At 37.7% G+C, this 13,998-nt stretch carries 11 protein-coding genes; 1 reads left to right on the top strand and 10 read right to left on the bottom strand.

The genetic code is table 11. The annotated features are described in order from the left end of the window. Positions 1-3 precede the first annotated feature (3 nt). On the bottom strand, positions 4-1,464 hold the full coding sequence (gene gatA / locus BJK46_RS08155; RefSeq protein WP_103263419.1) for an Asp-tRNA(Asn)/Glu-tRNA(Gln) amidotransferase subunit GatA: 1,461 nt from the start codon (positions 1,462-1,464) through the stop codon (positions 4-6). A gap of 2 nt (positions 1,465-1,466) precedes the next feature. After that, positions 1,467-1,769, bottom strand: a complete 303-nt coding sequence (gene gatC, locus BJK46_RS08160) for an Asp-tRNA(Asn)/Glu-tRNA(Gln) amidotransferase subunit GatC (RefSeq protein ID WP_014613458.1) — start codon at positions 1,767-1,769, stop codon at positions 1,467-1,469. Positions 1,770-2,123: 354 nt separating this feature from the next. On the opposite strand from gatC, the gene putP reads away from it, so the two are divergent. After that, positions 2,124-3,677: a sodium/proline symporter PutP gene (gene putP / locus BJK46_RS08165; protein ID WP_020219895.1), complete on the top strand. Its 1,554-nt coding sequence runs from the start codon at positions 2,124-2,126 to the stop codon at positions 3,675-3,677. A gap of 388 nt (positions 3,678-4,065) precedes the next feature. Here putP and BJK46_RS08170 read toward each other — a convergent pair whose 3' ends face one another. The 8 genes from BJK46_RS08170 to BJK46_RS08205 all read right to left on the bottom strand — a co-directional run bounded on the left by BJK46_RS08170 (position 4,066) and on the right by BJK46_RS08205 (position 13,940). After that, positions 4,066-5,271 (bottom strand): CamS family sex pheromone protein, encoded by a 1,206-nt coding sequence (locus BJK46_RS08170; RefSeq protein ID WP_014613456.1) that lies wholly within the window; start codon positions 5,269-5,271, stop codon positions 4,066-4,068. An 11-nt stretch (positions 5,272-5,282) separates the two neighbouring features. Next, entirely contained in the window at positions 5,283-7,286 is a 2,004-nt protein-coding gene (ligA, locus tag BJK46_RS08175) for an NAD-dependent DNA ligase LigA (RefSeq protein WP_014613455.1), read from the bottom strand. A gap of 3 nt (positions 7,287-7,289) precedes the next feature. After that, positions 7,290-9,485 carry a DNA helicase PcrA gene (gene pcrA / locus BJK46_RS08180; RefSeq protein WP_015729396.1) on the bottom strand — a complete coding sequence of 732 codons (2,196 nt, stop codon included), beginning with the start codon at positions 9,483-9,485 and terminating at the stop codon, positions 7,290-7,292. Beyond that, positions 9,485-10,174 carry a heptaprenylglyceryl phosphate synthase gene (gene pcrB / locus BJK46_RS08185; RefSeq protein ID WP_014613453.1) on the bottom strand — a complete coding sequence of 230 codons (690 nt, stop codon included), beginning with the start codon at positions 10,172-10,174 and terminating at the stop codon, positions 9,485-9,487. Before pcrB ends, pcrA begins: the two co-directional genes overlap by 1 nt. Before the next feature lie 930 nt (positions 10,175-11,104). Beyond that, the gene (locus BJK46_RS08190; protein ID WP_014613451.1) at positions 11,105-11,407 is read right to left on the bottom strand and encodes a YerC/YecD family TrpR-related protein; all 303 of its coding nucleotides are present in this window, start codon (positions 11,405-11,407) and stop codon (positions 11,105-11,107) included. 67 nt (positions 11,408-11,474) lie between these two features. Beyond that, entirely contained in the window at positions 11,475-12,770 is a 1,296-nt protein-coding gene (gene purB, locus BJK46_RS08195) for an adenylosuccinate lyase (protein ID WP_014613450.1), read from the bottom strand. A 422-nt stretch (positions 12,771-13,192) separates the two neighbouring features. Next, positions 13,193-13,381: an NETI motif-containing protein gene (locus BJK46_RS08200; RefSeq protein WP_014613449.1), complete on the bottom strand. Its 189-nt coding sequence runs from the start codon at positions 13,379-13,381 to the stop codon at positions 13,193-13,195. After that, on the bottom strand, positions 13,371-13,940 hold the full coding sequence (locus BJK46_RS08205) for a DUF2179 domain-containing protein (protein ID WP_014613448.1): 570 nt from the start codon (positions 13,938-13,940) through the stop codon (positions 13,371-13,373). The genes BJK46_RS08200 and BJK46_RS08205 overlap by 11 nt, the downstream gene beginning before the upstream one ends. Positions 13,941-13,998 lie beyond the last annotated feature (58 nt).

Consider the following 13,998-nt stretch of genomic DNA (forward strand, 5'->3'; position numbering starts at 1 on the left):
TCCTTATAATTTTTGATATTGGTCGTGTAAGTTAAATTGTGTTTCGTATTGATGTGCGACGCGATATAACGTTTTTTCATCAAAAGGTTTACCGATCAGTTGTAAACCAATTGGACGACCATTTTCCGCTAAACCACACGGTACAGAAATACCAGGTAAACCGGCTAAGTTCACTGGTGTTGTTAATAAGTCATTGGCATACATTGTTAATGGATCATTAATTTCAGCACCTAAATCAAACGCAACAGTTGGTGTTGTAGGTCCTAAAATCACATCGTAATCTTTAAAAACATTTTCGAAGTCATTTTTAATTAATGTACGTACTTTTTGTGCTTTTTTATAGTAAGCATCGTAATAACCAGAACTTAACACATATGTTCCTAATAAAATACGACGTTTCACTTCTTTGCCAAAGCCTTCGCTACGAGACAATTTGTAAAGTTCTTCTAAAGTTTGTGCTTCTTTTGAATGATAACCGTAACGAATACCATCAAAGCGTGCCAAGTTAGATGATGCCTCAGCTGAAGCGATGACGTAATATGAAGGAATGCCATATGCTGTCCTTGGTAATGACACTTCTTCAACGATGGCACCTAAAGATTTAAGTGTTTCTGCAGCTTTTAATACCGCTTCTTTCACTTCTTCGTCGACACCTTCACCGATGTATTCTTTTGGCAACGCAATTTTCATATCTTTAATGTCTTTACCAATATCAGCAGTAAAGTCTATCGCAACGTCTGGTGCACTTGTTGAATCCATTTCATCTTCACCAGCAATAGCTTCTAACACTAATGCATTATCCTTAACATTACGTGTAATCGGTCCAATTTGATCCAGTGATGACGCAAAGGCAACTAAACCAAAACGTGACACACGACCGTATGTTGGTTTTAATCCTACAACACCACAATACGCTGCAGGTTGGCGAATAGAACCACCTGTGTCTGTACCTAATGTAAATGGTACAAGCCCTGCTGCAACTGCTGCTGCTGAACCACCTGATGAGCCACCTGGAACAGCTTTATGGTCGAATGGGTTTACCGTCTTTTTAAAGTAAGACGTCTCTGTAGAACCACCCATCGCAAATTCGTCTAAATTCACTTTACCGATAAGAATACCATTTTCATTATGTAGCTTCTTCATTACTGTTGCTTCATAAATCGGTACAAAGCCTTCTAACATCCTACTTGCACAAGTCGTCTCTAGACCTTCAGTAATGATATTATCTTTAATCCCCATTGGAATACCGAACAATTTACCTTCCATTTCACCTTTCGCTTGTAAGGTATCTAATTCTTCAGCTTTTTTCATCGCATTTTCTTTATCGAGCGCTAAAAATGATTGGATAGTTGGATCTGTTTCTTCAATTGCATCGTAAATATCTTTCACAATTTCAGAAGGTTTAATTTGATTATCCTTAATCATCTTTTGTAAGTTTTCAATAGATTCATAGCGGATGCTCATCTTTATGCGTCCTCCCTGTTCATAACTGCTGGTACTTTAAATTGTCCAGCTTCCACTTCTTTTGCATTCGTTAATGCTTTTTCTTGTGGCAATCCTGTTACCGCCACATCGTCACGTAACACATTCTGTAAATCTAATACATGGTTTGTAGGTTTAACTTGTTCTGTATCGACAGAATCAATTTGATGACAAAAATTTAAAATACCTTCTAATGTCTGTTGCATATCGGCAGTATCTTCTTCTGTCACATTTAAGCGTGCAAGATTCGCAATATGCTCAACTTGTTTTTTGGTAATCTCAGCCATGCCGGTAAAGCCTCCTTAAAAATACTCTTTTATCTATAAATTGTACCAAATTTCAGCATAAAAATCTAAAATATTTCAAACAAGGCGCATCACGACACAATGTTGACACGAACGAACACGGACGACGCTATCATTTTTCACAAGTACGCCGCCTCACTATATGTTTTATTTATATTTATAACATTAAACTTAATAATTATCGATATTCAACTTCTCTCTGCTTATGCGCCTAAATCGCTATTTCTCTTGTGATGACAAGGTTAAATTACACATAAACTGTGAAATACTTCTTTCCTTTCATATACAATTCTGTATAATAATCTTATGCAAGTGAAAACAAAAGGGGAGATCAATATGGTTTTATTTGGTTCTACTTTGTCAAATCAAGTGAATCTCGATTGGCAAACGTATATTATGATTGCCATTTATTTCATTATCTTACTCGGCATTGGTTACTATGGCTATAAACAAGCAACGAGTAACTTGAGTGAGTATATGTTAGGTGGCCGTAACATTGGTCCATGGGTAACTGCCCTCTCTGCCGGTGCTTCTGATATGAGTGGTTGGATGATTATGGGATTACCTGGTGAAGTATATTCAACTGGGTTATCTGCCGTATGGATTACGATCGGTCTAACACTCGGTGCTTACATTAACTATTTAGTTGTTGCACCAAGACTTCGTGCACATACAGAAATTGCCGGTGATGCGATTACGTTACCAGATTTCTTTAAAAACCGTTTAGATGATCAGTCGAATTTAATTAAAATAATTTCCGGCTTAATCATTGTCGTATTCTTTACATTGTATACGCATGCTGGTTTAGTATCAGGTGGTAAGTTATTCGACAGTGCATTCGGATTAGATTATCATGTCGGCTTAATTTTAATTGCGGTTATCGTTATTCTCTACACGTTTTTCGGTGGGTATCTCGCTGTTTCGATCACTGACTTTTTTCAAGGGGTCATTATGTTAGTGGCAATGGTCATGGTACCTATTGTTGTGATGTTAAAGTTAAATGGTTTAGACACATTCCATACGATTGCAGAAATGAAACCGACCAATTTAGATTTATTTAAAGGGACAACCGTGATTGGGATTATTTCATTCTTTGCATGGGGACTTGGGTATTTTGGCCAACCTCACATTCTTGTTCGTTTCATGTCGATTCGTACTGTGAAATTATTCCCTCTTACACGTCGTATTGGGATTGCATGGATGATTGTCGGATTGTTAGGTGCTGTGTTAGTCGGGCTACTCGGTATCGCGTTCGTTCCAGCACAAGGTGTTCACATTCAAGACCCAGAAACATTATTTATTTTGATGAGTCAGTTGCTATTCCATCCATTAGTCGGTGGTTTCTTGCTTGCAGCGATTTTAGCAGCGATTATGAGCACCATTTCTTCTCAATTACTCGTTACGTCTAGTTCATTAACAGAAGACTTTTACAAACTGATTCGTGGTGACAAAGCCAATGCCGCTGCACATGAGAAAGAATTTGTGTTAGTAGGACGTATTTCTGTAATGATTGTAGCGGTTGCTGCTATTGCCATCGCTTGGACACCGAACAACACGATTTTAAACTTAGTCGGTAATGCATGGGCAGGTTTTGGTGCGGCTTTTGGCCCGTTAGTTATACTTTCATTGTATTGGAAAGGGTTATCACGTACAGGGGCAATAAGCGGGATGGTTGCTGGTGCGTTAACTGTGATTTTGTGGATTGTATTTGCGCATCCATACGGTGACGTGAACGATTTCTTTAACTTATACGAAATTGTTCCAGGCTTTATTGTGAGTTTAGTCGTTACTATCCTGGTTTCAAATATGACACAAAAACCGGGTGCCTTTGTAGAAGACGATTTGAATCAAGTCGTCAAGCAATTGAATGACGCAAAATTAAAAAATTAAAAGAAACGATACAATTTTTACAATCAATTGCTTATTGTGAATGTGTTCCATGATATGATTATACTGAGAGACTGGGATAATGCCCGGTCTTTTTTATTTAGCTTATGCTGTCCAAACTGCGGACTTTCAATGTTTTTTACGCTTTTTCTCGAAATATAGAATCGACATGCATTGATGTTGGACGAGTCATCATATAGAGTTATCTGGAAAATAAAAAGTACTTACAAATGTGACGACGAATTGATATTACGCTTTTAACTACCATGTTTAAAAAGAATAACTACTTTGATTCTCAAAATGACTGCCTTAAAAAACGACCACTGTTACCTTAGAGTCATATGAACTCATGGTATCGTGGTCGTTTTTCTCATTTTATTCACCATTCATATTAGTTTTGATAAATATGTACTTGTGGTGACTTTTCTTCTTTCGTTTTACGTATAAGCGCACGTGGCTGACTTCCATCTTTAATATGAATCTCATATTGATCCACAGATTTAAAGTCTTTTTCAGCGAGCTGTGTCACATATTGCGTAATCCCGATTAACTCCGCTTTACCATAATAATCAATTGGTAAATCAACAGTTAAATTTTGTACTTTTTTGTTTTTAAACTCTGCTTTACCAACAGCTTGTGTAAAGTTAGAGAAGTAAGATTGTAATGCACTGTTAAAGTCTTTGAAGTTCGCATTGAGATTTTCATTCAAATCTGATGCCTCACTTGACGGTAACAACACAGTCTTTTGATCAATTTGATGCCAGTCTGACAGTTTAGACCCTTTTTTCTCGGCTGTCGCATAACTCACAAAACGACCCGGAATAATGTCCTCTTGTGCTGACTGAATGTATATCGCAAAGGTGATTGGAATATCTTTCAAATCATCATTTTCTCTTAAACGTACTAACATTTCTTCAGCCATTTGTCGGCCTTGCTTTTTAATTTCTTTTTCATCGAGTTTTTCATGATATGTTTCGCCATATTTTTCTTTTTGATAGTAATACACACTATTCATTGCTAAACCTATTGTCATACCTTCAATATCTTTACCTTTAGTGTCACCATTATCGTAAAAATCTTGTTCTAAAATATTAGATAAATAAGCAGGAGATTTTTTAGCGATTTTTTCTTCATCTGTTTCGCCATTCACAGATGGATTTAATCCTAAGTTCGCTGTCGCATTTTTATTCTCTTTTTCTTTGTCGCTCATTTTATCAAGTTCTTTTTTCGTATATTTCGGACGCAGGTAAGCTCTAATCGTGTCTTTATCTAAATATTGACCATCTTGATACAAGTATTCATCAGTTGGATACACTTCTTTACTGATATTGAGTAGGCCATCTTCAAAATCTTCACCGTTATAGCTATTCGCCATATTTTCTTGAATTAATCCACGTGCCTGACTTTCTTTAAATGGCAAAATTGTTCGATAATCTGTTCCTTGCACATTTTTATCTGTTGCGATTTCTTTTACTTTATTGTGGTCTCGTTGTTGCGCTTCTGTTTTTTCTTTCGAGGACTTTGATTCATCTTCATCTGGACCACAAGCTGATAATACAAGTGATAAACCTAAAAGAAGTACTATTGACTTTTTCATCGCCTATCCCCTTACTCATTAATTTCATTTTGCTTATCAATAAAATCTTGTTCTGTCCAAATCATTGTACCAAGTGATTGCGCTTTTGTTAATTTTGAACCTGCATCTTCACCTGCAATGACAAGATCTGTGGACTTCGTTACGCTACTTGTTACTTTTGCACCTTGTAGTTTCAACCAATTCGTTGCCTCATTACGTGTCATCTGTTGAAGTTTACCTGTTAAGACGATTGTTTTACCTGCAAATTCTGGATGGCCTTCAATTTGCGATAATTTTTGCCCTTTAAACGTCATATTGACACCTTTTGATTGCAACTTTTCAATCAGTGCGCGAATGTCTTCATTTTCTAAATACGTCACTAACGATTGCGCTAACTTTTCACCGACGTCATAAATTTCAACTAATTCATCTTCAGTGACTGTTAATAGTCGGTCCATCGTTTCGTATTTTTCTGCTAGTACTTGACTCGCTTTAACACCTAAATGACGAATACCCAGTCCAAATAATAAGTTTTCGAGGGAGCGTGCTTTTGAAGTTTCAATCGCATCAATTAACTTTTGCGCTTTCTTTTCACCCATACGTTCTAACGGTAATAAATCTTCTTTCGTCAAGTAGAAAATGTCAGCTACATCTTTAATCAATGCGTGTGTATACAATTGTTCAATTATTTTCGTACCTAAGCCGTCAATATTCATCGCTTGTCGAGATACGAAATGAATTAAACCTTCAACGAGCTGTGCCTGACATTTTGGGTTGATACAGCGGAGTGCCACTTCGCCTTCAATCCGTACAAGTTCATGATCACAGCTTGGACAATGTGTCGGCATGTGATACGTCTCGGCACCCTCTGGACGACGATCTAAAATGACACGCACGACTTCCGGAATGATGTCTCCTGCTTTTTTTATGACGACACTATCACCAATACGAATGTCTTTATCATGAATTAAGTCTTCGTTATGTAACGACGCACGAGAAACAGTTGTGCCTGCCACACGTACGGGTTCGAGTATCGCAGTTGGTGTCACTACCCCTGTACGACCAATACTCAACTCAATATCTAACAGTTCTGTAATGACTTCTTCAGCAGGAAACTTGTATGCAATCGCCCATCTCGGTGATTTTTGTGTAAAGCCCATCTCCTCTTGATGCTCAAGATGATTCACTTTAATGACAATTCCATCAATATCATAAGGTAATTGTTCACGCTGATTTGTCCATTTTTTAATATATTCCAGCACTTCATCAATCGTTTTTACTTTTTCACGCTCATGGTTCGTTTTAAAACCAAGTTCGTCCAGTTCATCTAATGCTTCACTTTGAGATGACGCATCAAGTTCTGTAAAGTCATTAATACTGTATAAAAAGATGTCCAATTTTCGAGCTGCTGCAAGTTTTGAATCGAGTTGGCGTAACGACCCTGCAGCGGCATTTCTCGGATTGGCAAACGGTTGTTCATCACGCGCCGCTTTCGCCTCATTCAACTTTAAAAATGATTGACGCGGCATGTAAGCCTCACCACGCACTTCAAAGGAAATCTTTTTGTCTAAAGTAAGTGGGATCGCATAAATCGTCTTTAAATTTTCAGTAATGTCTTCACCTGTTGTGCCGTCACCGCGTGTTAAGCCTTGAACGAGCTTTCCATCGACATATTTTAATGATACGGCTAAACCATCAATTTTCAATTCACACATATATTCAACTTCACCGACTGCATCGCGCACACGTTGATCGAACTTTCTTAAATCCGCTTCATTAAATGCGTTAGATAAGCTTAACATAGGAGTATCATGATTGACCTTTTCAAACGATGACTGTGCCTCGCCGCCTACACGTACAGTAGGTGAATCCGAAGTTTTCAGTTCAGGATGTTTTGTCTCAATATCAATCAATTCATGTAATAATTTGTCGTATTCACTATCTGGAACACTTGGATTGTCTTGAACGTGGTATTCATAGTTGTATTGATGCAATAATTTGTGCAATATTTCAACACGTTGAGCTATAGATGACATCCTTTAATCCTCCTTCTTTTCAATAGGCGCAAATTGAGCAAGTAAACGTTTAGGTCCTTCAGATTTGAAAATAATATCTAACTCGATTGAGCCATTTTTATCATTGACGTTCGAAACCATGCCTTCTCCCCATGATTTATGCATCACTTTATCGCCGACTTTCCAATTTGACGCTGTTGATGATGAAGCTGAATTTTTCACCGCACGTTGACTAAAGCCTCGTTTCGCCGGTTGACGTTTTCTCGAACCAATCGTCGTTGCATATTGACGTTCTGGTAAATCAAGCAGTTCTTCTGGAATTTCATTTAAAAAACGTGAACGCGCATTGCTTTGCGGACGTCCAAATAACGTACGTGATGTCGCATGTGATAAGTAAAGCTCTTCTTCAGCACGCGTAATGGCAACATAACTGATGCGTCGTTCTTCTTCCATTTCGTGATCACTCTCACTTTGAATTGCACGAATGTGCGGGAAAATGGATTCTTCCATACCGATAATAAATACAATTGGAAACTCTAGCCCTTTCGCTGAGTGCATCGTCATTAACGTCACACCATCTTCTAAGTTCGCTCCGTCGACATCCGCCACTAATGATAAGTCCGTTAAAAAATTAATCAGCGACTGCTCCTCTAAAGGTGTGTTCTTTTCATAATCGACAGGTACAGACATAAATTCATCAATATTTTCTAAACGGCTACGTGATTCTATTGATTGTTCACGCTCTAACATTTCACGATACCCTGATTTTTCGAGCACTTCATCAACAATTTCTGAAACCTCTAGAAATTCTTGTTCTTGCATTAAGTTCGACATCAATTGATAAAATTCTGCCGCCGCTTGTGTTACCTTTTTTGATAACCCGATGAAGTCGACTTCTGCCAATGCATCAAACATTGTCAATTCATGATCTACAGCATAGGTTGCTATTTTTTCAACTGAAGACGGTCCTATACCACGCTTTGGCACATTAATAATACGTTGTAAACTGATATCATCGGCACTATTCGCAATTAAACGCAAATAACTTAGTAAGTCTTTAATCTCTTTACGATCATAGAACTTTTGACCGCCGACCATGACATAAGGAATGTTGGATTTCAAAAATGTTTCCTCAAGTACACGTGATTGTGCGTTTGTTCGATAAAGTACCGCCATATCTTTATAACGTTTACCCTTTTTTTGTTGTTTAAAAATTTCTCTCACGACATATTCAGTTTCATCACGCTCACTCATCGCTTCATAATAATGAATTTTTTCACCTTGCTGATTGGCAGTCCATAGTCCTTTAGGTTTACGTTCAGTATTATGACGAATAACCTCGTTAGCCGCTTGTAAAATCGTCTTTGTCGAACGATAGTTTTGCTCTAAAAAGATTGTACGTGCATTCGGATAATCTTTTTCAAACGATAAAATATTGTGAATGTTTGCGCCACGCCAACCGTAAATAGACTGGTCTGAATCCCCTACAACACATAGGTTTTTAAACTTTTGCGCTAACATATTCACCAATGTATATTGTGCTGTGTTCGTATCTTGATATTCATCTACATGGATATATTGGAATTTGTTTTGATAAAAATCTAACACGTCAGGCACACGTTCAAACAATCGAATTGTCGTCATAATCAAATCATCGAAATCTAATGCTTGGTTACGAACAAGCTGTTGTTGATAGCCCTTGTATACCGTAGCGACCATACGTGAATAAAAGTCATCTGCTTCTGCCTCAGCTTTTGCAGGTGTCAATAAATCGTTTTTAAGTTTACTGATTTCTCCAATAAAAATTCTCGGTTCATACTTTTTCGGGTCGATATTTTCTCGTTTTAAAACATCCTTAATGACTGACTTTTGGTCGGTCGGATCGATTATCGTAAAGTTGCGTTCAATACCGATACGATCAGCGTCACGTCGCAAAATGCGCACACACATAGAGTGAAATGTTGACATCCAAATCACTTCTGCCTCTTCACCTACAAGTGCTTGCACACGTTCTTTCATTTCCTTTGCCGCTTTATTCGTAAAAGTAATCGCTAAGATATTGTATGGAGATACATCTTTTTCATCTAATAAATAGGCAATTCGATGCGTGAGTACTCTCGTTTTACCAGAACCTGCACCTGCCATAATTAAAAGCGGTCCCTCAGTCGTGCGCACCGCTTCACTCTGTTCTTTATTCATATTTGCAACGAGTGGATTCATTATGTTCTCTCCTTTATTTTCGTCGTTTTAAGTGCTGCTTTTAAATCTTCATAAATCACATTACCTACAATAATCGTATCTGCTATTTGTGCCATTTCCATCGCTTTATCTACGCCATCAATTCCCCCGCCATAAAACAAATGCGTATGGTTAAGCGATTGTTTCGCTGCACGGACGATTTCAGGATTGCCGTATTGCCCACTGTATTCTAAATAGAGCACGGGCAAACGATAAAACGATTCAGCCATTTGCGCATAAGCCACGACATCTGATTCATCTAATGTGGCCTGTGCACTTGTCTTTGTCGCGACCTTACTTTCAGGATTCAACACGACATAACCTTCAAACACCATTTCATCAAAATCAATCATGTGTCCATAGGCTTTAAGCGCACTATGTAATAATCCGTTATGGTATGTCACATCTGTACTATTCAATACTGTCGGCACAAAATAAAAATCAAATCCTGGCATCGTACTCTCAAGATTTGAAATTTCTAAGGCTAACGGTAATGGATAACGACGAACGCGACTCATTAAATGAATGACATTATCTTCAGTGACATCATCTGTGCCCCCAATCATAATGGCGTCCGTATTTGACATACAAATCTGTTCTAAATCGGCGTCTGAAATCTCTTTAGCAGGATCAAGTTTAAAGATATGACGCCATTCCTTGATATCATACATCGTTGGTGACTCCTTTAATTTTCGTAACTCATATTATAGCACTTTTGGTGGTTGATATCTAAGTTCATTTGATGATTGTGCTTACTTTTTTTGAACATGTCATATGCATGCATTCCTTTTTGAACATGTCACTTGCATACGCTCCTTTTGAACACTTCACTTGCATACGCTCCTTTTGAACATGTCACTTGCATACTATTGCCGTCTTGGACTCGCGTTCCCAGGGGCTGATACTTCAACTAACCAACGCTTTGATTTTACGGTGACAATTGTTGTAAGCGTTGGTGGATTTTCCGGATCAGCTGTTCCCTCGGGAGTCTCGTCCATCCGGCAATCTCGCATGAACAGAAGCAAAGGAGGAGAGCAATGTCATGCATCTCACTCAGTTAACGTTATTTAGATAGCTACTGCGTTTAATATGAACATGTGGGTATATGGTTCAAATGAAAGAAACGGTTCAGACTTTGGTCATGGTTTTCACGTTAATTAACCACTTCGCAAAAATGAATGCTATCATCAACCAAAGTGCATCTGCTGACTTTTTATCATGTTCTTCCAACTGTCAGACAGCCACTTAAAAGATAACCATTCCGTGATTCAGAAGTGCTTTATTTGTATTTTTTGTAGTGTGATTTGAACGCACTGTTTCATTTGATACTCTCGCACGAAAATTGAGTGGTGCGTGTGCATTGCTCAAATGAAAGAAACGGTTCAGACTTTGGTCATGATTTTCACATTAATTAACCATTTCGCAAAAATGAATGCTATCATCAACCAAAGTGCATCTGCTGACTTTTTATCAATAAGAGACGTCCTTTTCACTTCAACGCGGTATGTTAACTGCCTCGAAAATAAAAGACTTCTTTCGCTATTCACTTTATTAAAAGTCAATGTTGAAAGAAGTCTCTTCATTTTACTTATTTCATTCAGTTACAATTTAGTTTCAATATTCATACGGTCTAAAATCATTGTGTAGGCATCATTTCCCCATTGTAAAGAACGTTTAACGCGAGAAATTGTAGCCGTCGATGCACCTGATTCTTTTTCAATCGTTGCATAAGTGTAACCTTGCTTGATCATCTTCGCAACTTGAAGGCGTTGTGATAAAGATTGTAACTCATTCACTGTACATAAATCATCAAAAAATTGATAACATTCTTCACGCGTCTCTAAAGTTAAAACTGCATCGAATAACTCATCTAAAGCTTTTCCGCGTAATTTTTCTATTTGCATGCGAACAACCCCTATATTCATAATCTATGACTATTTTAACGGATTAATAGATTAAAGTGTAGTGAAATTATTCTAAACCGACTCTTTTAAATATTGTATCAACTTGGTTCAAGTGATGTCTAGGGTCAAAACAAGCATCCAGTTCTTCTTTTGAAAGCTTATCTGTAATTTTCGTGTCCGCTTCTACAAGTTCTCTAAATGGCGTTTTCGTTTGCCAAGATTCCATTGCTTTTGGTTGTACTGTATCATAAGCTTCTTCACGGACCATACCTTTATCAATAAGCGCAAGCAACACACGTTGTGAATAAATCAAACCAAACGTTTTATTCATATTCTCAGTCATGTTTTCTTCATAAACTGTTAAACGATCAATAATATTTGTGAAACGGTTTAATGCATAATCTAATGCAATCGTTACATCCGGCAACATAATACGTTCAGCTGAAGAATGTGAAATATCGCGCTCGTGCCATAATGCGACATTTTCATATGCAGTCGTTAAGTAACCGCGAATCACACGCGCGATACCTGTAATGTTTTCCGAACCGATTGGATTACGTTTATGCGGCATTGCTGAAGAGCCTTTTTGCCCTTTAGCAAATGCTTCTTCCACTTCACGCGTTTCTGTTTTTTGAAGATTACGCACTTCGACAGCAAATTTTTCAAGAGAAGTTGCAATTAAGCTTAACGTCGCAATGTAGTATGCATGACGATCACGTTGTAACGTTTGTGTAGAAATCGGTGCAGTACCAATACCTAAATGTTTACAAACATAGGCTTCAATTTCAGGCGGAATGTTTGCAAACGTCCCCACTGCACCACTCATTTTACCGACTTCGATTTCAGTTCTTACATTTTTGAAACGTTCCATGTTACGTTGCATTTCTGCATACCATAACGCCATTTTCAAACCGAAAGTCGTTGGCTCAGCATGCACACCATGTGTACGCCCCATCATTAATGTTGTTTTATACTTTTTCGCTTTCGCTGCTAAAACATCAATGAAACGTTGAATGTCTTGTTCTAAAATGTCATTCGCTTGTTTAATCTGATAGCTTAACGCTGTATCTACAACGTCAGTTGAAGTCAAACCATAGTGTACCCATTTACGCTCTTCACCTAAAGTTTCTGAGACTTGACGTGTGAAAGCGACAACGTCATGGCGTGTTTCTAGTTCGATTTCTTTTGCACGGTCCACATCTACACGTGCATGTTGGCGAATCTTTTTCACATCTTCTTTCGGAATGTAACCTAACTCACTCCATGCTTCACTCGCAAGGATTTCCACTTCTAACCAAGCTTCATAACGATTTTGATCCGTCCAAATTTGAGCCATTTCTTCTCTTGAATAACGTTCGATCATGTTTATTAAACTCCAATCTTGTAATGTTAGTTTCATTGTATCAAAACAATCAATCGTGTACATGTATTATTCAAACAAATTTATCGTTCGTAATCAAGCCTCAAATGCTTATTCGTGTCAATTTATTGTTTTCATTCATACGCATAGTAAATTCCAATGTAACCCAACCATCAAAATACTGATAATTCAAAGTTTATCGTGCTTTGATTTGCATTTCTACATGTTCGTTTTCGGTACTTCAAGTTCATGTCTCACTCTTGACAACACACAACAAAGACGAACATTAAAAATTTAAACCATTAAAATATTCGATATTTCTTTTTCGAGTAACACGTTGTCATTGGATTGCTTTAACATATTCAATGTACATCATAGCTATAAAAAAGACAGCACATGTTCAATTGTTATGTGCTGCCTTTCTCTTATGATTCAAATGCATCCGGTATTTTTTTACCTGTAAATTCAATCTCTTGTCTTAACACTTCGATGTCACCGTGCTCATTTTCGATAAACACGGGCTTTTCAAACCGTTTCACTGGCATATATCCTGCCGCTTTCATTCTTGCTAAACAATCTTGAATCGTTTCATCAGGTTCAACTTTAAATTTCATCTGTATCATACGCCTTTACTTTTTTACTTCTTACGCCTTTAACCCAGAAACCACCGTGAATATTTCGAGGTTCGTACGCAATAATAAATGCCTTAGGATCCAATTGTTTAATCGTATCCATTAGTTTCAATTCATAACGACGCGGTGTTAAAATTTGCATCACTAAACGGTCACCGTCACGGCCATGTGCACCAAAGTGCGTTACACCATACCCTAGTGCACGCAGCTGACGAGGCAAATCCAACTCATAGTCTGCTGTCGTAACATTGACGACCGAATAACCGAGTGCGAGTTTTTCTTCTATCTTCATTCCTACAATAATCCCCACAGAGAAACCAAGGGCATAGGCAATAATATTTTGAAATTGATCTAAGCTCGACATCACCAAACCTAAACCGATAATATAGACAAACACTTCTACAAAACTAACAAGTGCCGCAACATAACGGTAACCTTTTAACGTTAAAATCACACGCATCGTCAGTGCTGTGACATAGGCAACGTTAATGACGAAAATGGCAATGAGCATTAGCCAAGGATTGTCATTGATTAAACTCATACGCACCCTCTTTTCCTTTTAAAAATCTAGCTCATTGTATCAAGTTCTTTTATATTTG

This window comes from Staphylococcus pseudintermedius (genome assembly GCF_001792775.2).
Lineage (GTDB): Bacteria > Bacillota > Bacilli > Staphylococcales > Staphylococcaceae > Staphylococcus > Staphylococcus pseudintermedius.